At 61.1% G+C, this 21,702-nt stretch carries 18 protein-coding genes and 1 pseudogene; 5 read left to right on the top strand and 14 right to left on the bottom strand.

From position 1 onward, the window contains the following. Nucleotides 1–91: 91 nt before the first annotated feature. Both AWB82_RS38880 and AWB82_RS25960 read left to right on the top strand, forming a co-directional pair. Complete coding sequence (locus AWB82_RS38880; protein WP_268811042.1) at nucleotides 92–223, top strand: hypothetical protein; 132 nt, start codon at nucleotides 92–94, stop codon at nucleotides 221–223. Beyond that, nucleotides 220–2,259, top strand: coding sequence for an amylo-alpha-1,6-glucosidase (locus AWB82_RS25960; RefSeq protein ID WP_235023440.1), 2,040 nt, complete (start codon nucleotides 220–222; stop codon nucleotides 2,257–2,259). The genes AWB82_RS38880 and AWB82_RS25960 overlap by 4 nt, the downstream gene beginning before the upstream one ends. A 44-nt stretch (nucleotides 2,260–2,303) precedes the next feature. Here the strand turns inward: AWB82_RS25960 and AWB82_RS25955 are convergent, their stop codons facing one another. The 14 genes from AWB82_RS25955 to AWB82_RS25885 form a co-directional block, all read right to left on the bottom strand. After that, complete coding sequence (locus AWB82_RS25955; RefSeq protein ID WP_235023439.1) at nucleotides 2,304–3,629, bottom strand: cytochrome c; 1,326 nt, start codon at nucleotides 3,627–3,629, stop codon at nucleotides 2,304–2,306. Then, nucleotides 3,626–4,120 (bottom strand): hypothetical protein, encoded by a 495-nt coding sequence (locus AWB82_RS25950; RefSeq protein ID WP_235023438.1) that lies wholly within the window; start codon nucleotides 4,118–4,120, stop codon nucleotides 3,626–3,628. Before AWB82_RS25950 ends, AWB82_RS25955 begins: the two co-directional genes overlap by 4 nt. Beyond that, the gene (locus tag AWB82_RS25945) at nucleotides 4,066–4,680 is read right to left on the bottom strand and encodes a cytochrome c oxidase subunit 3 (protein WP_086972216.1); all 615 of its coding nucleotides are present in this window, start codon (nucleotides 4,678–4,680) and stop codon (nucleotides 4,066–4,068) included. Before AWB82_RS25945 ends, AWB82_RS25950 begins: the two co-directional genes overlap by 55 nt. Continuing rightward, the gene (ctaD, locus tag AWB82_RS25940; RefSeq protein ID WP_086972215.1) at nucleotides 4,677–6,692 is read right to left on the bottom strand and encodes a cytochrome c oxidase subunit I; all 2,016 of its coding nucleotides are present in this window, start codon (nucleotides 6,690–6,692) and stop codon (nucleotides 4,677–4,679) included. Before ctaD ends, AWB82_RS25945 begins: the two co-directional genes overlap by 4 nt. Next, nucleotides 6,689–7,753 carry a cytochrome c oxidase subunit II gene (gene coxB, locus AWB82_RS25935; protein WP_096031460.1) on the bottom strand — a complete coding sequence of 355 codons (1,065 nt, stop codon included), beginning with the start codon at nucleotides 7,751–7,753 and terminating at the stop codon, nucleotides 6,689–6,691. Before coxB ends, ctaD begins: the two co-directional genes overlap by 4 nt. A gap of 15 nt (nucleotides 7,754–7,768) precedes the next feature. Next, a complete protein-coding gene (locus tag AWB82_RS25930; protein ID WP_086972231.1) occupies nucleotides 7,769–9,550 on the bottom strand; it encodes a glycoside hydrolase family 15 protein in 1,782 nt (593 codons plus the stop codon). Between the two features lie 2 nt (nucleotides 9,551–9,552). After that, entirely contained in the window at nucleotides 9,553–10,545 is a 993-nt protein-coding gene (locus AWB82_RS25925) for an SDR family oxidoreductase (protein WP_235023437.1), read from the bottom strand. Nucleotides 10,546–10,599: 54 nt separating this feature from the next. Next, a complete protein-coding gene (locus tag AWB82_RS25920) occupies nucleotides 10,600–12,243 on the bottom strand; it encodes a GMC family oxidoreductase (protein WP_086972213.1) in 1,644 nt (547 codons plus the stop codon). After that, nucleotides 12,233–12,901: a gluconate 2-dehydrogenase subunit 3 family protein gene (locus AWB82_RS25915; protein WP_086972212.1), complete on the bottom strand. Its 669-nt coding sequence runs from the start codon at nucleotides 12,899–12,901 to the stop codon at nucleotides 12,233–12,235. Before AWB82_RS25915 ends, AWB82_RS25920 begins: the two co-directional genes overlap by 11 nt. Continuing rightward, nucleotides 12,898–13,800, bottom strand: a complete 903-nt coding sequence (locus AWB82_RS25910) for a hypothetical protein (protein ID WP_086972211.1) — start codon at nucleotides 13,798–13,800, stop codon at nucleotides 12,898–12,900. The genes AWB82_RS25915 and AWB82_RS25910 overlap by 4 nt, the downstream gene beginning before the upstream one ends. A 15-nt stretch (nucleotides 13,801–13,815) precedes the next feature. After that, on the bottom strand, nucleotides 13,816–14,922 hold the full coding sequence (locus AWB82_RS25905) for an enolase C-terminal domain-like protein (RefSeq protein WP_086972210.1): 1,107 nt from the start codon (nucleotides 14,920–14,922) through the stop codon (nucleotides 13,816–13,818). A 17-nt stretch (nucleotides 14,923–14,939) separates the two neighbouring features. Next, complete coding sequence (locus tag AWB82_RS25900) at nucleotides 14,940–16,736, bottom strand: thiamine pyrophosphate-requiring protein (RefSeq protein ID WP_086972209.1); 1,797 nt, start codon at nucleotides 16,734–16,736, stop codon at nucleotides 14,940–14,942. Nucleotides 16,737–17,264: 528 nt separating this feature from the next. Next, complete coding sequence (locus tag AWB82_RS25895) at nucleotides 17,265–17,690, bottom strand: MarR family winged helix-turn-helix transcriptional regulator (RefSeq protein ID WP_086972208.1); 426 nt, start codon at nucleotides 17,688–17,690, stop codon at nucleotides 17,265–17,267. Nucleotides 17,691–18,546: 856 nt separating this feature from the next. Continuing rightward, nucleotides 18,547–18,732 carry a hypothetical protein gene (locus AWB82_RS25885; RefSeq protein WP_086972230.1) on the bottom strand — a complete coding sequence of 62 codons (186 nt, stop codon included), beginning with the start codon at nucleotides 18,730–18,732 and terminating at the stop codon, nucleotides 18,547–18,549. Nucleotides 18,733–18,898: 166 nt separating this feature from the next. On the opposite strand from AWB82_RS25885, the gene AWB82_RS25880 reads away from it, so the two are divergent. The 3 genes and pseudogenes from AWB82_RS25880 to cysM all read left to right on the top strand — a co-directional run bounded on the left by AWB82_RS25880 (nucleotide 18,899) and on the right by cysM (nucleotide 21,481). Further along, nucleotides 18,899–19,222: a DUF1840 domain-containing protein gene (locus tag AWB82_RS25880; protein ID WP_086972206.1), complete on the top strand. Its 324-nt coding sequence runs from the start codon at nucleotides 18,899–18,901 to the stop codon at nucleotides 19,220–19,222. Nucleotides 19,223–19,615: 393 nt separating this feature from the next. Next, nucleotides 19,616–19,961 (top strand): annotated as a pseudogene (locus AWB82_RS39360) (transposase); the annotation flags it as partial. A 617-nt stretch (nucleotides 19,962–20,578) separates the two neighbouring features. After that, complete coding sequence (gene cysM / locus AWB82_RS25865) at nucleotides 20,579–21,481, top strand: cysteine synthase CysM (protein ID WP_086972204.1); 903 nt, start codon at nucleotides 20,579–20,581, stop codon at nucleotides 21,479–21,481. Nucleotides 21,482–21,702: the final 221 nt, after the last annotated feature.

Genomic DNA, 21,702 nt, shown 5'->3' with positions numbered 1-21,702 from the left:
CTATGATATAAATGGTGGAGCGTGCTTTGCTGAATCTATGATCGTCGACGTGGCGCGTGTCACGCCCAGTGCTTCGTAGAGGGAGATGGTTATGTCGCTTGAAGTGAAGGTCGGGCCGCCGCAGATTGCGATTCACCAGGGCCACGTGGTTCTTCTGACAGGAACCGATGGCCAGATGAGCGGCCTATCACAGAAGGGCTACTACTTCTACAATACTGCGTGATCAGCCATTGGACCGTGTACGCAAACGAGGAACCGTGGGATCTGCTCAACGGTGGCGCGACAGCCGCCTTTGCGGCGCAGATTTTTTTGACAAATCGTGCCTTTCTCACCGAAGCTGGCCCGATCGAAGCTCATACGGTCGGCCTGACGGTGAGTCGTGAGATCAGCGGTGGCCTCCACGAGGATCTCGACGTGATCAATTACGGCACCTCGGACGTGCGCTTCAATCTCGAGATCGGCATTCGCAGTGACTTTGCCGACCTCTTTGAGGTGAAATCCGGTCGCTTCGTGCGCCGTGGACGCATCTCAACGACGTGGTCCGAATCCGATCAGCGACTGGTCACCACGTACCGAAACCAAGACTTTCTGCGTGCTGTTGAGGTGAGCGCGTGCAACAGCGAATCTTTGGCCGCCTACGCGAATGGGCGCATGACCTTTGACATTGCGATAGAGCCCGGCGCCCGCTGGCATTGCTGTCTGCGATACGATCTCTCAGAAGGGCGTGATCAGTTTCGCGCACCAGTGTTCTGTGCCAGCTCTCAAAGCGAATTATCGGAAAGCCGTAAGCGGCTTGCACAGTGGAATAGCGCCGTCCTCAAGCTCGAGAGCAGTCATGAGACGCTCAGGAGTGTGTTTCAGCAGGCCACGGATGACCTCGCGGCGTTGCGCCTGCCGATCAAAGGGTCCGCACTCAAAGCCGACACGCATGTCGTACCGGCCGCCGGACTTCCGTGGTTCGTGGCTTTGTTCGGGCGTGACAGTCTGATAACTTCCCTACAGACGTCGCTGGTCTATCCTTCGTTTGCGCGTGGAACCTTAGAGGTGCTAGGCGCTCGACAGGCGAAGGATCGGGACGACTATCGCGACGCCGAACCGGGCAAGATCATGCACGAGCTGCGCCTCGGCGAACTCGCTCATTTCAACCTGGTGCCTCATACGCCCTACTACGGAACGGCCGACGCGACGCCGCTCTATCTCATTACTTTGCATATCGCTTGGTGTTGCACAGGCGACCTTGATCTGCTGAAACGACACCTGCCCACCGCGGAGCGGTGTCTGGACTGGATCGACCAATACGGCGACCGGGATGGCGATGGCTTCCAGGAATACGAGACGCGTTCGCCGGACGGACTTGAGAACCAAAGCTGGAAAGACTCCGGCGACGCGGTGGTCTATCCCGACGGGGCGCAAGTCGGGGGTGCCAAAGCGCTTTGTGAACTCCAGGGTTACGTCTACGATGCATGGATGCGAATGGCGAAGGTCTATGACGTGCTGCATGAGCAAGCGCGTGCGACGAACCTGCGTGCGAAGGCGGCTAAACTTTTCGCCAGATTCAATGAAGCTTTCTGGGACGAGGAAGCTGGCTTCTACGCGCTCGCGCTCGATGCCGAGAAGAATAAGGTCATGACGGTGGCCTCGAATCCCGGTCACTGCCTGTGGTCTGGGATCGTTCCACCTGAGCGTGCAGGGCGCGTGGTGGCGCGGCTGATGCGCGAGGACATGTGGAGTGGGTGGGGTATTCGCACGCTATCGGCCGCTCATCCTGCATACAACCCTTATTCTTATCAACGCGGCGCGGTTTGGCCGCATGACAATGGCCTCATTGCCGAGGGGTTCAAGCGTTACGGCTATGCAAAAGAGGCCGCAGAGATCGCCCAGGACGTATGGTCGGCGGGCCGCTTCTTCATGCTCAATCAGTTCCCCGAGCTCTATGCCGGTTTGCATCGTGACGCGTCAAGCTTTCCCGTCCAGTATCTCGGCGCGAACGTGCCTCAGGCCTGGGCGGCGGGATCTGTTTTCTCGTTGCTTTACGCCATTCTTGGCCTTCAACCCGACGCGCCCAACGCAATGCTCTACGTCGACCCGGTTTTACCAGACTGGCTTGCGGACGTCACGTTGAGAGACCTACACCTCGGGGAACAGACGTTCGATATTCGCTTCTGGCGAAAGAATCAGCAGAGCCACTTTACGGTGCTAAAAGGAGAACCCTCAGCCGTCATCCGGCGCGCGCTTCCTGTCCAGACGGAGCGAGCTTAACGCAAACGAGGAGGCTCTGCGGAGTTTCTTACACACCAGGTCGTTCAGCGGTGGGGCGCGACTGCATCGCGCATCGTCCGGACATCGCGCGTGGTGACCGGCATCGCATTGTTCCCCCACGCGCTGCGCACGAAGGTCAATACGCGCGCAATTTCGGTGTCCGTGAGCTTCGGTCCAAAAGCCGGCATTTCCTTTGACGGCAGGTCGTGGATGGTTGTTGGCGCATGCCCGCCTTGCAAAAGGAGACGCACAAGCGAATCCGGCTTTTCCGCCAGCACGGCGGGGTTTCCTGCGAGCCGCGGATATTTGAGCGGCTCACCCCTTCCATCGCTGTGGTGACAACGCGCGCACATGCCTTGGTAGAGTCCCGCGCCGGGCCGTTGCTGATCGCCGGTGTGCAAGGCGGCAACACTTTGCTGTGCCAGTCTGGATTGCGCATCGTAGGTGCCGCCGCTGCCCTGTGCAGGCAGGGCCTTCAAATAGGACGCAATCGAGCTCAGATCCTGGTCGCTGAGATACTGCGTGCTGTCTTCGACGACCTGCACCATGCTACCGAAGGTGATGAGCCCCGCACCGTGTCCGGTTTTCAGGAATGAGGCGATGTCTTGCGCCGAGATGCGGCCAAGCCCTGGGCCCGCGAGGCCCCTGAGATTTGGCGCATACCAGTGATCGTTGGTGCCACCCGTGAGGTAAGCGCTCGACTCTTGCGTGTAGCCGATCTCGTTGTACGCGGGCCCGCGCGGGGTGTGACAGGCGCCGCAGTGTCCGAGTGACTGCACGAGATACGCTCCGCGATTCCACTGTGCGTCGCGTTTCGGATCCGGTGTGAAGGTATCATTTGGCGCGAAGGCGAGATTCCACAGCGAGAGCGCCCAGCGCTGACTGAACGGAAACGGTAGCTTCGTTTCGGGCGCGGCCCGGTTTACTGGCTCGACGCCATGCATGAAATAGGCGTAGAGCGCGCGCAGGTCTTCATCATTGATTTTCGAAAACGAAGGGTAGGGCATGGCGGGGTAGAGATGCTTGTCGCCGGGCGCGACACCTTGACGCAAGACGCGTGCGAAGTCCTCATAGCTGTAACCGCCAATGCCGTGTTCCTTGTCGGGCGTGATGTTGCTCGACCAGATCGTGCCGAAGGGCGAGCCCATCGGCAAGCCGCCCGCAAAGGGGCGCGGCTGCGGCTGCCCCTTTTTGGGCAGCGCTGTATGGCAACCCGCGCAGTCGGCGGCCTTCGCGAGATACGCGCCGCGTGCGACTAACTGCGCGGCGGGCGTTTCCTGCGCCCAGGTGGATTGACACCAGGCCGTGAGGCCCACCGCCATCGCAGTGACGCTGAGCAACGCATGTTGTTTGAAGATCATGGAGATCATCGCCCCCCGCATGGTGAAACGACCAGCCAGGCGAGATCGGTGGCGATCAGCGCGAACAGGAAGAGCGCGCTCGCCAGAGCGCCCGCGCGTGCGATGAACACGTCGCGCGCCGTGTGTCGATCAATTGCGCTTTGCTCTTTCACCGCGGACGCGAATATGCCGGTACGTCGCCAGTTGCGCCACGCGATCGCCGCGCCTGTGAGCCCCATAAGCAGCGCGAGCAATGCGAGGATCAACTCGCCATGCTGGAGCCACGGGATTGCGGGCTCATTGACGGGTCGTTCATGCGGAAAGCACCCCCATGCGGCGATCGTCTGAGCGAGGTTCGTCTGGACGAACCAAGCGGCCGGCGCGAGCAACAGGCCAAGCGTGAGCGACACGCCGCTTGGACGCGCTTCGTGCCGCTGCTTAATGACGGAAGAGGGGTCGTTCATCATCATCTCGCGAGCACATAGGGCGACAGATAAAGCGTCGCGAAAATGAACAGCCATACGATATCGACGAAATGCCAGTACAGCCCGCCGATGGTCAGCGCCGCCGAGCGCGCCCGGTCGAAGTAGCCGAGTGCGGTCCAGAGCGTCAGGAACGCCAGCACGATGAGGCCGACCAGCACGTGCATCAGGTGAAAACCGGTGATGGTGAAGTAGAGCGAGCCATAGAGATGTGTTGTCAAACCGTAAGGATGATCGTGCCATTCCTTGAGTTGAATGCCGACGAAGATCGCGCCGAGCACGATCCCAATCAGGAGCATCAACACGCCCATACCGCGCTTGCCGCGCCGTACGAAGCGCTCGCTCGCCCACACGAATACGCTGCTCGACAACAGGATGCACGTATTCGCGCCACCGAGGCCGAGCTTCGGCATGCCTTCGGGCGGCCACTGCTGCGCGGTCTGCGAGGCGAGATACAGATACGAGAAGATGAGGTAGCCGAACAGCGCCGCCTCGGTCGCAACTAGCGTGAGGACGCCCCACCATCCGCCCGAACGCTCGCCCGGACTACCGATGGGCAGTGTTTCGCGTTCCGGCAGGCTTTCCACAAAGTCGCTCATGACGTGGCTCCGGCGCGTGGGTCGGGGGCATTGTTTCTCCTGGGCGCGTCATCGTCAGGTGAATCATCACGCTGGCCAAGCTCCCGCCTCGGCCACAGCCAGACGACGATCGCCGCGGCGCAACCCAGCAAACCGACGCCTGCGAGCCACCACGCGGTGAGCGCCAGTCCCGTGAAAAACACGAGCGAAGCCACGCCAAGCCAAAACGGCGCGTACGAATCCTCAGGCATCTTGAGAATGACGTCAGGGTCGCCGTCGAGCGCGCTGGTGCCGAGCGCTTCGCGTCCACGGTTCAGCACGTAGCCCACTGTCAGTTGCGAGCGCATCCTGCCGGAGAGGCGTTCTTCCCACAAAGGATGGCGGCTCGCGATGCGCGGCGAGACGGCAAAGTTGTAGGGCGGCGGCGGCGACGAGGTCGACCATTCGAGCGTGGGCGCGTCCCACGGGTTGTCGCCCGCCGCTGGTCCGCGGCGCACGCTGTACACGAAGTCGACCAGGAAGATCAGCACGCCCAGCGCAAACACGAACGCGCCGATCGAAGTGATCATATTCACCGTGTTCCAGCCCATGTCCGGCGCATAGGTATAAATTCGGCGCGGCATCCCCAGCAGACCCGCGATGTGCATTGGGAAGAACGCGACGTTGAAGCCCACAAACAGGATCCAGAAACCGACGCGCCCGATGCGCTCGCTCATCATGCGTCCCGTGAACTTCGGGAACCAGAAGTAGATGCCGCCGATCACCGGAAACACGTTGATCCCGAGTAAGACGTAATGTAGGTGTGCGACCACGAAGTAGGTGTCTGTCAGCTGCCAGTCGAGTGGCACGGCGGCAGTCAGTACGCCGGAAAGGCCACCGATCACGAACAAGAACACGAACCCGGCAAAGTAAAGGAACGGCACCCGGAATATGGGCCGTCCCGTCCAGATGGTCGCGATCCACGCGAAGGTCGCGACTGCGCTGGGAATCGCGATCACCATGCTCGCTGCGCCAAAAAACGATAGCGCAAGCGCGGGAATGCCCGTCGCGAACATATGATGAATCCACACGACAAAGCCGACCGTCATGGTCGCGACCGTCGACAACGCGACCGGCAAATAGCCAACCAGCGGCCTGCGGCAAAACACCGGCAGCGCATCCGAGACAATGCCCATCGCCGGCAACACCACCGCGTAGACCCATGGATGCGCGAAGATCCAAAAGAGATGCTGCCAGAGCAGCGCGCGCCCGCCGTTCATCACGTCGAAGAAGTGCGTGCCGATGCGCCGATCGAGCCACAGGAGAAAGAATGCGAGACTTACCGACGGCACCGCGAGCAGGTTGCCGCCCGAGGCCGTCAGCGTGCCCCACACGAGCACCGGCACGCGATCGACCGACATGCCTGGCGCGCGCATGCGCAGGAAGGTGACGACAAAGTTCATCGAGCCGACGGTGGTCGAGATGCCGAGCAGCACCATCCCGAGCGCGTAGACATCGATGTTCGGTCCGGTGTTGTAGGTAAGACCCGCGAGCGGCGCGTAGTTGAACCAGCCCGCGTTGGGCGCTTCACCGAAGGGGAAGCTCGCATAGAGAAAGAGGCCTGCGAACAAAAAGATCCAGTACGACAGGGCATTGAGGCGCGGAAACGCCATGTCGCGCGCGCCGAGGATGAGCGGCCACAGATAGTTCGAGAAGCCCGACAGCACGGGCAGCGCGTAGAGGAAAATCATGGTCACGCCGTGCATCGTGAAGAGCTGGTTGTATTGCTCCGGCGTGAGCACGTGCGCATCGGGGCGCGCGAGCTGCACGCGCATGCAAAGTGCTTCGATGCCGCCCGCGATCAGAAACGCGAACGCTGTGACGAGATAGCGCAGCCCGATGCTCTTATGATCGACCGTCGACAGCCAGCCGCGCCATCCCGGCGGCGCTTCCCAGATTTCGCGCAAGGCGCGTTCTTCATCGCTGCCAGGCTCGATGCGGCCGAGTGTGAGCGTGCGTCGTAGGGGCGGCGGCGAAGGTGCGTGCTCGGTCATTGCAAGGTCCGAAGGTAGGCCGTCAGCGCGGCGGCGTCAGTGGCGGAGAGCGCGATCGATGGCATCAGCGAATCGGGCTTGATGCGCTGCGCGTGTTGAATCCAGTCGAGCTGGTTCTGTGCGGTGTTCCTCAACGTGCCCGCTGCAATCAGCCGGCGAGTGTTCAGATGCGTAAGATCCGGCGCCTGCGCGCCGTTCGCATCGGTGCCGCGAATGGCGTGACAGCCCGCGCAGCGTTCCTTGAAGAGTTCGGCGCCCGCGCGCACGTCGACGGCGGCGCTCACAGGCGCGTATGGCTTCGCTTGCGACGCATACCACGCATCGAACTGCGCACGCGGCTCGGCGATCACTTCGAAGGCCATATGCGCATGCTGCGCGCCGCAAAACTGTGTGCATTGCCCGCGATACACGCCCGCGCGGTCTGCTTGAATCCATTGTTCGTTGACGACGCCAGGTATGGTCTGGGTCTTTCCCGCAAGAAGCGGCACCCAGAACGCGTGAATGACGTCCGCGCTTTTGAGTTCGATTTTCACGGGCTCGCCCACCGGAATGTGAATTTCGTTTGCGGTGGTGACTGCAGGCTCGCCTGCGTAGTCGATCTTCCACCACCAGTCCTGCGCGGTGACAGTGATGGTAAGAGTCGGTTCGCGGCCAGGCGACGCAACCGATTCGAGCGTGAACAGAACATAGGCGAGCGCAGCGAAGAGCGTGACAGACGAAATTGCCGTGCCGATCCACACCCAATGCATGCCACCGCCTTCGGCGTGAACATGTCGCTCATCGCGTTCCGCTCCCGACCTCCGGCGCGCAATCGCGCCAACGAGCAGCACGACTATGATCAGCGCGACGACCGTCACTAACGCGGCAAGCGCCCAGCCGAGGCGCATCGTGGGCGTCGCCGCCGGACCGTCGGCGTGAAGAAAATAATTGAGCGGCGCATCGGCATGCGTGAGGGCAGGACTGGCGGCGAATACAAGTGCGAGCGCGAGCGCGGTGACGCGCCAGCAGCCGCCGTGAAGGTTTTCTCTGGAAGGAGTGCCGTTGGCCGCGTCGGTGTTCATGCTCGTGGCTGTGTCTCAGAGGGCGTTCAGCGAATGATCGGGGTCGTCGAAGTACCGGGCGGCGTTGATGAACGCAACGTGGGAGAGTACTTGCGGAAAATTGCCGCACTGGCGTTTCAGATCGGTATCGAACTCTTCAGCGAGCAACCCCACATCGTTTCGCAGCGCGACCACCCGTTCGAAGAGCTCCTTAGCCTCCTCATGCCGGCCTTGCATCTGTCGGACCTGTGCAAGCCAGCAGCTGCAGGCGATGAAAGCCCCTTCAGGTCGACCCTGACCGGGCTTGTCATCGCCTAGGAAGCGGTAGACCAGACCGTCATGCATCAGGTGCTGCTCGATGGCGGTGACCGTCGCGACGACGCGAGGGTCGTCCGCAGGCAGAAAGCCTCGCAACGGCAAGAGCAGCAGACTGGCGTCCAGCCGATCACCGCCGTAGGTCTGCGTGAAGGCACCCACGCCGCTGTGGAAGCCGTATGTCAGCACGCTCTCGCGAATCTCATGCGCGTCACGTCTCCAGTCGTCGATGGGGACGTCGTGGCCGTCACTCAGCGCACTCTTGATGCCCCTGTCGAGTGCAAGCCACGTCATCATCTTGGAAAGCGTATGGTGCCGAAGCCCGCCGCGCGATTCCCATAGTCCATTGTCTGGTTCTTTCCAGACGCGCCGCACATGCTCGATGAGCGCACGTTCGAGAAACCAGACTTCGTCGCCGGGCGGCATGTCATGGCATCTCGAGACGTAAAGCGCGTCGATGAGCTCGCCGTAGATATCGTGCTGCGATTGCGTCACCGCAGCATTGCCAAAGCGCACGGGACGTGAGCCCTCGTAGCCACCCAGCCATGCGCACTCCCATTCCAACAGGTGACGATCGCCGTCGGTCGTATAAACGGTCTGCGCCTGCGCGGGCTCACCGGCGAGCGCCCGCAGCAGCCAATCTCGCCAGGCCTGGGCCTGCGCGCGCAAGCCGGTGCCGGCCAAGGCGAGCATCGTAAAGCTCGCATCGCGCAGCCAGCAATAACGATAGTCCCAGTTGAGGTCGCCACCGATCAGTTCAGGCAATGAAGTCGTTGCCGCCGCCGCGATACCGCCAGTCACGCGATTCGTGAGCCCCCTGAGCGCCACAAGCGAGGATCGAATCGCGTCGGCGTATCGGTCGTTACCCAGATCGATCTGGTCCGCCCATTGCGACCAATCGAGCAGAGTCGTATGCAGCGTCTGGTCCACGTTCAATGCAGCAGGGGGCGGCTCATGGGACCGGCAGCAGGTCAGCACGAAGTCGCACCGGTCACCGGCCGTCAGATTCAATTCGACTTGCACCGATTGCGCATCACAAGCAGGCGCAAGAGGACCGTCGAACCAGATGGAATGGGGACCGGCCACCGCGACCACTCTTCGTCCAACCCGGCGGTACCAGGGTTTCAGGCGGCCGTGGTCGAAGCGAACTGCCAATTCGCTTGTGAGAGCAACGCATCCGGCCACGCACTTCACGCTGCGTACGAGCCGAGGAGGGACTTCGGACCACGTAAGGCAATCAGTCATCTCAACGACACCGCTGGCGGTCTCGAAAGTTGTTTCGAGCACCAGCGAATCGCCGAGATACCGCCGTCTCACGTGCTGCACCGGCTCGACGGGCGCTATGCGCCATTGGCCGTTGGATGCGTCGCCAAGCAGCGCAGCAAAACAGGGGCTGGACTCGAACGTGGGCCAACATAGCCAATCGATCGAGCCATCTTTGGCGACGAGGGCGGCGGTTCGCCCGTCGCCAAGCAGTGCATAGTCCTCGATACGCGCGGCCATGACTAACTCCGGCGCCGCACGGCGCATGCTAGACACGCGGCAAGCGCGAGTGCTCCGCTTACCAGCAGGCCACGATGCGTGTCGGCCCAAAGCATCGGGCTCGCATGCTTTGATTGTTGCTCAAAACGGCCCCGAATGCGATGCAGCGCGCTCACCGGTTCCCATAGGTTGTTGGGCCTTCCGCTCGAACCGAGCGATGGATCCTGCTGTGCGTCATAGCCCGTGCGTCCCAGATACCGATCGAGTAACCCCGGAAACAACATATTTGCGACGATCGCCTTGATCGACGGTGCGCCGACCCATAGCTCACGCCGTCGGTGCGTGGCCGACCAGTAGATGGCACGCGCCGCAACTTCGGGGTCGTAGATAGGCGCAACCGGACGCGGGGCATGCGGCAACTCACACTTGGCCCAATCGAATTGCGGCGTATTCAAGGCCGGCATTTGCACCATCGTCAAATGAATGCGGCTCTTCGCATGCAGCAGTTCGCAGCGCAGCGAATCGGTGAAGCCTCGAATGGCGTGTTTCGCGCCGCAGTAGGCGGATTGCAGGGGGATCGAGCGATACGCCAATGCCGATCCGACCTGCACGATCACGCCCCGATCGCGCGGCAGCATGCGCTTGAGCGCGGCCATGGTGCCCCACACGAAACCGAGGTAGGTGACGTCGGTGATGCGTTTGAAGTCTGCTTCGAGCATCTCGGCAAAGGGTGTGAACGAGGTGACCATCGCGTTGTTGACCCAGACATCGATGGGTCCAAGCTTGGCTTCAACCTGCACCGCCGCATCGTCGAGTGCACCTGTCGCGCTGGTATCGAGAGGGATTGTCAGGGCTCGCACGCCCAGCGCCCGCACGTCGGCCGCCGTCCCTTCAAGCGCTTGTTCATCGCGGCCGATGAGTGCAACGTCGGCGCCACGATGCGCGAATTCGAGTGCCGTAGCACGCCCCACACCGGCCGAAGCGCCCGTAATGACCACAATTTGCGGCTTGTTCATACGCACCCCCTATCCTTATCGTGATTCTTCTTGCGACGGGTCATGAGACTCAAGCTATAGTTCTCCGCGCGCGGCTAAAGCTTCAATCCGGTCCGCCGTGCGCAGTGCGATCGCCTGAATCGTCAGAGAGGGATTGACGCCGCCCACCGTCGGAAACACGGAGCCATCGCAGATCCACAAGTTGTCGATGTCCCAGCTGCGGCAGTCCGCATTGACGACGCTCGTCGCGCGGTCATCGCCCATGCGCGCGGTGCCATTTAGATGGCAGGTGTCGTCGGTTTCGCGCCAGACATCGCGCCCGCCCGCGGCTTCGAGCGCCTGGCTCATGAAATCGAGCGAATGGGCGATGAGCCGCTTGTCGTTATCGCACAGTGAGTACGTCACGCGCGCGATCGGCAGATCGTACTGATCCTTCTCCTCAGCGAGCGTCACGCGATTGCGTTCCTGCGGCAGGGTTTCGCCGACGATCTTCAGGCCCGCCTGATGGTTGTACTTCTGCATCTCATCGAGCAAGGCCTGTCCCCACAGACCACGTCCGTTTTGCGTGGCCGACCACGCCACGGGCAACGGTCCCTGACTCATGTAGCAATAGCCGCCAAAGAAGTCCTTGCCTTTGTCCTCGTAATTCCAGTGCTCGGTCAGAGAGAGCGACGGCGGCCCCTTGTACCAGCGGATCTCTTGGTCCATCGTGCCCCACACGGCCTGATTGGTCTGCACCATCAGATTTTTTCCGACGAGTCCAGAGCTGTTCGCGAGCCCGTCTGGATAGCGGTCGGTCGCGGACAGCAGCAACAGACGCGGCGTTTCGATCGCGTAACCTGCGACCACGACATGGCGCGCGCGCTGAAACTGCCAGCGTCCTTCGCGGAAGTATTCGACGCCCGTCGCGCGGCCATCGTCGCCCATGACGATGCGACCGACCATTGCGAGATCACGGATTTCGGCACCGGCGCGAACAGCGCGTGGAATCCACGTGACGAGTGCGCTCTGCTTGGCGTTGGTGGCACAGCCAGACACGCAGAAGCCCCGATAAACGCACGGGTGCGCCTCACCGCGCGGCGCGGAAACGGTCGCGAGCGGCGTCTCTGTCCAGTCGATGCCAAGCGCCTCGCAGCCGCGTGCGAGCACGAGCGCAGCAGCGTTCAGTTCGTGCGGCCGATACGGATAGCGTGGCCGCTTCGGACCCCACGGATAGGTCACGGGTCCCGCAATTTTCAGCGCCTGCTCGACTTCGCCGTAGTAGCGCCACATGTCGCGCCAGTCGAGCGGCCAGTCCGCGCCGTAGCCGAGCACGCTTTTCGACTTGAACCATTCGGGCCGAAAGCGCAGCGACACCATCGCGAAGTGCACCGTGCTGCCGCCAACGGCCTTGCCGCTGTTGTTGTTGCCGAGCTTGAGCGGATTTTCACCATCACAGATGCGCTCGTCAGTCCAGAAGAGTTTGGATTGATGCGTTTCGTCCGAGGCGAACTCTTCGAGCGGCCGCCACCACGCGCCCGCATCGAAGCCGACCACCTTGAAGCCCTTTTCCGCGAGACGGCACGCGAGCGTGCCGCCGCCGGCGCCGGTGCCGACAATCGCAAAGTCGACCGCTTCGTCCGGGTCATATTGGCGCATCGGCAGCCATGCGCCTTTGTGAAAGACATCCGGTGCACGTCCGTGTTTGCCGCGCGGCACCTCGAGGGCATCATCGGACACGGCGATTCTCCTTGCGCGCCTCGCGTTCTTTTCCGGGCTCGGCTTCCGCTGCTTCCCAGGGATCGCGCCGATCGAAGTACATGCGCACATAGCCGCGCGGATTCGCGGGGCCGCCGAAGCCGATCTCGCTCCACGCATGTGGATGTGAGTAATAAGCGCCGCAAATGTCGTGGAGCACGCGTTCCTTGAAGAAAAGCTCGCCTGACATGCCTTGCCACGCGCCGTGGCTCAGCTTGCCGTGCTGCATGTCGCTCAATAACGTCCTTCGCGCATCATCGTCGATGCGAGCGAAGGGCAATTCATGACGCGCTCGGCTTTCGGCGTCGAGTGCGGCGAGGCCGATGCGCCATGCGTCGCACATCGGCGGAAGGCGCGCATCGCGATAGCCATCACCGCCGCCTTTGCCGAGCTTCGCGTCAAGCAGCGCGGCCAAGGGTACGGGATCGCGATCAAAATCGTTTCTTGGGTCTCTTCCTTTGCATTGCGGCACAATGCACGCGCAGAGCGCGCGCACCGCGTTCCACTGCACGGCATCGAAGAAGCGCGGCTCTCTCGGCGTTGCGAGCCGCTCGTCGATGACTGCGCGCGTGACGTCGTCCCACGAGGGCGTGTCGCGTTTGTCCAGCACGTTGTACTCGGGATAGCGAGGAAGATTCATCGCTCGGTCTCCCGCAGGCGCTGTGCAGCAAGTCCTGCCAGCGCGAGCGCCGAAAAACTTGGCGGCGCAGGCAGTGGGGGGCCGTTGAACAGATTCTGGCTCCAGTTGCGCCATCCACCCTGATTACGCGCGATGCCTCGCGCATGAAATCCGACACCGATGATGCCGAGCGCCGCGGTCATGTGCAGCCAGAGCCGCGTGAACCAGCGCGATCGGGGTGCGCCAATCGCGGTGTTCACGAGCAGCGCCGCAGCAATGGGCGGGATCACAATAGGCGCGTACATCGCCGGGTTTTGAAATGCGCCGCGAAAATGCAGCAGCGCGACTTCGCCCAGCGTGCCGACGAGTCCGGCGCTCGTGAGCAGCGCCAGCGCCTGGCCCGCAGGCATGCCGAAGAGGCGCGGCTCGTGCTGCGGTTCATCGCGCAGGCGTTCGGCGACCGCGCCGAGCGCGCCTGAGAGCAACAGTGCCATCGGTGCGCCGATCGGCGCCGCATAGAAGAGGTTGTGCCAACTCCATTGGCCGGGACGCTTGGTGATGTTGTACACATGGAATCCGGTGCCTGCGAGCCCGGCGAGCGCTGTGCCGACATACACCGAATTGCGGACTGGATGACGCTGCGGCTCATGATCGCGCCCACCATGCAGGCCGGCGAGCAGAGACAGTGTCGAGACAACGATCGGCGTGTACATCGCCGGGTTGTCGAAGGAGCCGCGATAGTGCTCCATCGCGCTGTCCGCGAGCACGGAGAGGGCAAGCATCGCGGAACTGTGGTTGAAAGTGCGCGCGGTATCGACATGTGCTTGCGCAGGCGCACGACGGTTCGCTCGCTTACTGGTCCCGATCAGCGCGGCGAGCCCGCATGCCACGGCGATGCCGACGGTCGTTGTCTTGTTCATCGTTGTGCTCTGTTTCTAAACCGCATAGCACTGCGCGTCAGCATGCTTGAAATCGAGGCCGCAGCCGGGCCGCGACAGGTCTGGGGCAATTGCGCCATCAATCGCGCGCGGCGCGCCGTCGAACAGCATCTGCTCGATGCGAACGTGATCGTGAAACCATTCCTGATGACGTAGACGCGGCGCCGCGCATGCAACGTGCAGATGCATCGCCGGAGCACAGTGGGCGGAGAGCGGCCGATGAAACGCGTCGCACAGTGCGGCCACGCTCATGAAGCCTGTAATACCGCCGCAGCGTGTGACGTCCGCTTGCAAGACATCGATGGCCTCGTTGGCTAGCAACGTACGGAAGTCGTCCTGCGTGTAGCCGTACTCGCCCGCAGCCAGTTCCAGGCGTGCGGGCAGCGCGTTGCGCAGCGCAGCGAGCCCGGCGACGTCATCGGAGGAAACCGGTTCTTCGAACCACACGACATTTTGCTCGGAGAAGCGTTGCGCGTAATCGAGCGCCTGCTTGCCGTCGAGCGCGCCGTTCGCGTCGACGAAAAGACCCGCACCATCACCGATGGCCCCACGCGCGACACGCACACGATGCGGATCGCGCGGCGGCTCGCTGCCGATCTTGATCTTGACCCAGCGGCACCCGTCCTCGTAAACCCAGTGCGAAAGCTGTTCGCGCATTTCGTCGTCGCTGTATGTGGTGAAACCGCCGCTGCCGTAGAGCGGCACGCGTTCGCGCATTACACCGAGCAATCGCGCGAGCGGAACATCAAGCAGACGAGCTTTCACGTCCCATAGCGCGCAGTCGATCGCTGAAATCGCCGTCGCTGCAATGCCGGAGCGGCCGATATTGCGTACGTGCTGAAACATGCGCAACCACAGCGCATTGATGTTCCATGCATCGTCGCCAATCAGCAGCGGCGCGAGCGTCGCTTCGATCAACTTCGCCACACTCGCATCGTTGTATGTGTAGCCGATGCCCGTCTTGCCCGCCGCCACGACTTCGACGATGACAAGCGTCGTCGCATTCCACGCGAACGTGCCGTCGGCTTCGGGCTTGTCGGTGGGGATCGAGTAGGCACGCGCACGAATTGTCTCGATCGCGGCATCCCGTCTAGTCAAGATCATGGCGCGTCACCCGTCCGTTAGGTATTCTTGTGCCCGGGTAACACCGCGCCGAGCACTTGCCGTGCGGTTTCGAGAATCACGTTGCCCTCATCGGGGTCGCCCTTCATCAGGGTCGTCGCGAACGCCTTTGCCTGGTGCAGCGTAATGTGGGGTGGCAGCGGCGGCACATTTGGGTCAGCTTTGACTTCAATCACCACCGGGCGATCCGACGCGAACGCTTCGTCCCACACGGCCGCCATGCGTTCAGCATCGTCGATGTACAAGCCCTTTAAGCCGATGAGCTCCGCGAACTTGTGATAAGGCACTGAAGGAATATCCTGCGAGGCCTCAAACTTCGGATCTCCTTCCATGACGCGTTGTTCCCACGTGACCTGGTTCAGGTCCGAGTTGTTCAGCACCATGCAGATCCAGTGCGGACTGGACCATTGCTTCCAGTACTTGGCGACAGTGATGAGTTCGGCCATGTTGTTCATTTGCATAGCGCCATCTCCGACGAGCGCAATCACGGGCCGTTCGGGATACGCGAACTTCGCTGCGATCGCGTAGGGAACGGCCGCGCCCATCGACGCGAGGCCACCCGATAGCGAGCACATCATCCCGCGTTTCACTTTCAGATCGCGTGCATACCAGTTCGCGCATGAACCCGAGTCGCTGGTGACGATCGCGTTCGCGGGCACGCGTGGGGAGAGCTCCCAGACCGTGCGCTGCGGATTAACACCGTCCTTTGCGGGTTCAAGCGCGCGCTTCTCGAGCGTTTTCCACCAGTCGCCGAGCCAGCCTTCGATATCCTTGCGCCATGCGTGATTAGTCTGCGCTCGCAGGAGGGGTAACAGAGCACGCAAGGTTTCAGCGCTATCGCCGACGAGATTGACCTCCATCGGATAGCGGATCGATAGCATGTCGGCCTTGATGTCGATCTGCACGCCGCGCGCGGCGCCTTCTTTCGGTAAGAACTCGGAATACGGAAAGCCCGAGCCGATCATGAGCAGCGTGTCGCACTCGGTCATCAGCTTGTAGCTTGGCTCGGTGCCAAGCAAGCCGATGGAGCCGGTGACGTACGGCAGATCGTCGGGCAACACAGCTTTGCCGAGCAGCGCTTTCGCAACGCCCGCTCCAAGTTTTTCGGCAACCGCCATCACCTCGTCCGTGGCCTCGAGTGCGCCCGCGCCGACGAGAATCGCAACCTTTTTCCCGGCGTTGAGGACTTCGGCGGCACGTTGCAAATCGTCGGGATAGGGCATCGTCTTTGGCTTGCGATAGCCGACGCCGGAGTGCAGCGTGCCGTGTTTGCGGCCCGGCGCCTCATATTCGAGGTCTTGCAGATCATTGGGTAGAATGAGCGCCGTCACCTTGCGTTCCGAAAGCGCGATGCGCACCGCGCGATCGACGAGATGGCGAATCTGCGATGGCACGCTCGCCTGCTGTACGAAGGCACCCGCGACATCCTTGAACATCGCGGGAAGATCCAATTCCTGTTGATAGTGACCACCAAGTGCCGCGCGGGCCTGCTGGCCCGTGATGGCAAGCACCGGCATGTGGTCCATGCGTGCATCGTAGAGGCCAGTAAGTAAATGCGAAGCGCCCGGTCCCGACGTGGCGATGCATACGCCGAGTTCGCCGGTGAATTTGGCATGCGCGGAGGCCATGAATGCGGCCATCTCCTCATGACGTACCTGGATGAACTCGATCTTTCCCTTCGCACGATTGAGGGCGCCAAACACTCCGTTGATGCCATCGCCGGGGTAGCCGTAAATGCGCCGCACGCCCCACGCGTGCAAGCGATCAATCAGAAAGTCACCGACGGTCGCAGACATGAGAGTGTCTCCAAGAAGCGCACCATGTGGTAAGGCAAACGTGCCCCGCGTCTGCGGGGCGGTAGATTGCTCGCTGAACGTTGAGACGAAGACAGCGCAAAGTGCGTGCCTCTTTTGCACGCGGACAGTCAGGTGAACCGCGAACGGAGGTGCGAACTGGCGGCCAGATAAACGGCTCGCCGGTACCGTCCGCACGACGCAAGACCAGAGGAGGACCAAACATTCAGACAAAGGCAGCCCGGTCAAAAATGAGGTTCCTTTCGCTCCCTTTTCGTCGCACGTTGCGGACATCGGAACGGACGAAGTCGGCGACGTGTTCGGGCAATTTTTCAAAACTTTGCAAAATATCACATTGTGATGTAATGCAAGTAACCGCCGTCCATAGACCGCGCGTCGCTGCAGCGGGCGCAAAGCCGTTCGAACGGCGTACGACGCAAGATTTACAGTGTGACAATAAGCTTGCGACGGACGGCGCGCTCCCCGGATGCGCCCGCAGCAAGCGGTTGCGTGAGTTTGTGTCCTTGATGCCTAGTATTTGATTTGCGGAACTTGGAACGCACCTTGAAGTAACTTCAGTTCTTTGCGATGCAACTGCGCGAGCTTGTCGAGGATCTCGTTCCCAGATTTCTCGAGATGCACTTCAACCTGCCGCCGATCGGTGTCGCTGACTTGGCGTCTTACCAGACCGAGTGCCTCGCAGCGCGACACGAGCGCAACGACGCCGTGATGCTGCGCCTGCAACCGCTCTGCTAGTTCGCCAACGGTTGCCCAGTCGCGATTAGGAAATCCGCGAATATGCAGAAGCAGAAGATATTGCAGCGGGGTGATGCCTTCTTCGTGCGTGGCATTCTCTGAAAACCGCTCAAACCGCCGCATTTGAAAACGAAACTCGGACAATTGCTCGAAGTCGGTTTTCTTCAGTTTATGCGTCGCCTCACGTGCAAGCTTGTTCATTCCGAGGCCTCAAAGTCTGTCAGATACGCCTATATCGCAGAGTCACATTTGTTATCAAGACTCGCACGCGACCCATGCCCGCTAGATTGAGGCGATCCGTGACCGATATCTTGCATCTCTTGATACTGGCAAGAGCAAGTGCTTGCGTCACGACGTCGGCCTACCACCGTTGAAGCATACAAAATCCTCTGCTCGTTAATCGACGTTAATCGGATAAATTCGTCACCGCGCGGCGAACAATTTAAGGCAATGATTTTGGTAAACAAAGCGCTCTGCGTCGCACCGATGCACGCGATCCGAGCATGATCAATCTTAGCGCGACTTGTCGCCACGCCCACAGCATCTTCAAGCCTTTGCTGCCGGCAACGCCTGCGATACGTCCCTGCGTCAAAAATAGGAACCGCTCGCCGCCGTTTTCGCGAAGCCAGGGGGTTGCTTGAATGCCAACGGTAAGCGGCGCTAGATGCTGTTGCTCATCCGCGACTTGAGAACGCCGACGCTGATTTACAGCGACTTGCTGCGGCACACGCACGCGCGCTTGCTTTCGGTAGACTCGCGGCTAACCGAATTTCGACTTACCGCAATCCTACTCGAGAGGGACGTGTCGTTCGGAGTCTTTCCGGATGCCGAGCCTGGGCACGCGACGCCGGCCCCGACCGTTAAAGGCCGCTCATGGGTCGCCAGGCACGATACACGGGCATCGCAGTTCCACTGCGTGCCTAGCCATTGTGAGCTCCGGCACGGGAGGTGATGATTATCATCCGCGCGCGAGGACGGTAGAACCTTGCGGCGACGAATGGCGGTCCGTCACAAACTGACGACGCCCGCTCAATTTTTCACGTGCGGCCGCGATCCTTCAGGTGATCATCGTCGTAGCTTCAATGACCGCCAACCCGACAAGGGCACCCACTGTCGCGCCAACCAATCTCGGATGCCAACGTTCAAGATGCAGCGCAGCAAACATCGAGCCAATCAGAACGACGCCTAGCAAAGAAAATACAACCAGGAGAAAGCCGACCTCGAAGTTGCTATTAATCAGCATCATGCACCTCCTTTCTGCATCGCTTGATATTCACTATACATCACAATGTGATATATTCAAGTGAGGCGGGGGTTGTCGTCATTTCAGAACAGGTTTGGGGAGACTCAACTAACGTTGACGCCGAGCGAGGCTTCGCACGGCGGAGATCACCACAGGGAGGACAACCATGCTTGTCACATTTCAATCGAAAGCAACGCCGGATGTCGTAATGTTGCGCGATCTGGCGGGTTACCTTCTCGGGGCGATTGGCAAACGACTCGGTGAAAGGGGCGTTATTGTGCATGACGAAATGCCCGCAGCGATCGCCCGCCTTGAAGCCACCCTCGACGATGATGCGAAAACCGCTGAAGAACATGGTCCGAATTTTCATATGACCGGTGCAGACAGCGCACTGCGTACCGCTACGGGCCTGCGCCAGCGTGCAGTTCCATTCCTCGATATGTTGCGGCAGGCCCAGCGACAGGACGAAGACATTTTGTGGGGGCTGTAGCCACGTTCGACCAGAGGCGATCGGCATTGCGGGTCAGCTGGCTCAACAAGCCCTATCGCGTCGCGCGGCCGAATGCAGTGCGAATCTGGACACCATCACGGCGGCGCTGCTGCGCGCGTTCGATCGTTACGGCGCCGCGCAACTGCGGGGCTGAGATGGCGATGCGCTCGAAAGCAGCGTGCCGCACCGCGACGCTGTGCGCCTCGCGTGGAGCGGCGCCGTGAAGCGCGTCAACTGCCACGACCTCTTGCCATGTGCCTGTCGCCGCACGTGCGCCAGAATGACGCGCCGGTCCAACCTCACCGGCTCGACACCATTGTATGACCAACTTGCTGGAGGTCCCGATGAGCTCGCTTGAATCATTGCGTGCGCGCGCACGGACTTGTCCGAGACTGCAGTGTGGCCGTGCTGCTGGCCGAGTTGCCCGAGTTGTGCAAGCTCGATCGTAGACGCATCGCCGCGCTGGTGGGCGTCGCGCCACTCAATCGGGATTCCGGCCTCATGCGACGGCAGCGAACCATCTGGGGTGGGCGCGCCGATGTGTCGCAGCACGCTCTACATGGCGACGCTGACCGCGGTGCGACATAACCCGGTGTTGCGCGCCTACTACCAGCGCCTGAATGTCGTGGGCAATCGAAAGAAAGTCGCGCTGGTTGCCGCTATGCGCAAGCTGCTTACCATCATCAACGCGCTCGCAAAACATAGCGTGAACTGGAATCCGCGCCTTCATATCGCTTGACTTGCAAGACGTTGCTAATAGGGGCGGCCGACAGGCGGCCCCAACGCCCACACGGGCTTCCCAGTCGGGACGCTTTGTCTTAAACATCGTTTCAGCGGAACGCCGGCCGAATATTGCCATTTTCCGAGCGGCGAAGGCGTCTCGGCGCGCTGCCAGCGGCGCGCCGACGATCAAGAGCGCTGCGATTGTTTTCGCGTCTGCGAAAGTGGCTTTCGAGACAACGAATAAATTGGAGAAAGCTGCTCTATGCCATCTTTGGCCTTCAAAACGATGCGCCCAACGACACGCGCCTTCGACCCGATCCGCGACGGTAGTTACCCCAGTCGACGGCTCGTCGGCATTCGGCTCAAAACAGAAACGCAAAACTCGTTGGTTTTATATCACATTGTGATACATAATGACTGAGATGGCCCAGCAAGTTCCGGCCCGTTGGGTGCGTAGAGGCGCGACGGCCGTCTAACGACGACCGCTTAGCTGTCGGTTGACCTGCGTGCACCCGACAGTGGAGAAATGCATAACGCGGCGTCCGTTCCTAAAGGCGCGCGCATGCAAATAATTCTGAATGGGACACGTCCGTCCGCCGAAACCGTGCCGCCGATTGCTTGAGCCTACCGCACATGATCTATCCGATAATCACCGAGAACATAGGGAAGACCCCCTTAGTTCGACTCGTACGGCTTCTCGATGAGTCAATTCGGGAGCGCAACAACGTCATCTTGGGCAAGCTTGAGGGCAACAACCCAGCGGGTTCGGTGAAGGATCGCGCTGCGTTGTCGATGATCACAGGAGCTGAACGCCGCGGACAGATATGCCGCGGTGATGTGTTGATTGAGGCTACAAGCGGCAACACGGGCATCGCACTCGCCATGACGGCTGCCTGCCGCGGCTACAGAATGATGCTCGTCATGCCGGAGGACGTTTCGCTCGAACGCCGCCAGAGTATGCGAGCGTACGGAGCTGAACTTATTTTAACTCCGGTCCAGGGCGGCATGGAGTTCGCTCGTGACGCAGCTAAGCAGATGGCGCGTGAAGGACGTGGGGTTGTACTGGACCAGTTTTCGAACCCAGACAATCCTCTCGCTCACTATCAAACCACCGGCCCCGAAATATGGAACGGCACAACGGGTGCCGTTACTCATTTTGTTTCGGCGATGGGAACGACCGGAACGATCATGGGTGTCAGCCGATATCTAAAAGAGCGAAACGCCGATGTGCAAATAGTCGGCGTGCAGCCAGAAGACGGGGCACGTATTCCGGGCATACGAAAATGGCCCGAGCAGTATCTTCCCGCCTTCTTTGAAGCGCATCGGATCGACCGAACTGAGTGTGTTAGCCAAACGGACGCGGAAGTGACCGCCCGCCAACTTGCGGCGGTTGAAGGCGTCTTCTGTGGAATATCAGCCGGTGGCGCGTGCGCGGTCGCGCTGCGGATTGCTCACGAAGTGGAGAACTCGACGATTGCGTTCATCGTGTGCGATCGGGGCGATCGCTACCTTTCTACGGGAGCGTTCCCGGCTTGAGTCGATTGGTTGAATTGTCGAATCGCTAAACGGATACTCCGCCTTAGCCGCCCGTGAGACACGGTCATGGCCGACCGCGCCACACTCCTAAGACGCCTAAAAGATCCCTTCGTCCGACGCGATCCTCGTGCGGAACGGGAGAAAAGTGACCGGTCGCCGCGATCGCGACAGGTTAGAGGAGGCCTCATTCGCTCGGCCGACGGTAGCACACGCGCGCGACC

This window comes from Caballeronia glebae (assembly GCF_001545035.1).
Lineage (GTDB): Bacteria > Pseudomonadota > Gammaproteobacteria > Burkholderiales > Burkholderiaceae > Caballeronia > Caballeronia glebae.
Note: the sequence above shows the minus strand (reverse complement) of the source record. Positions and strands in the feature narration are given on the sequence as shown.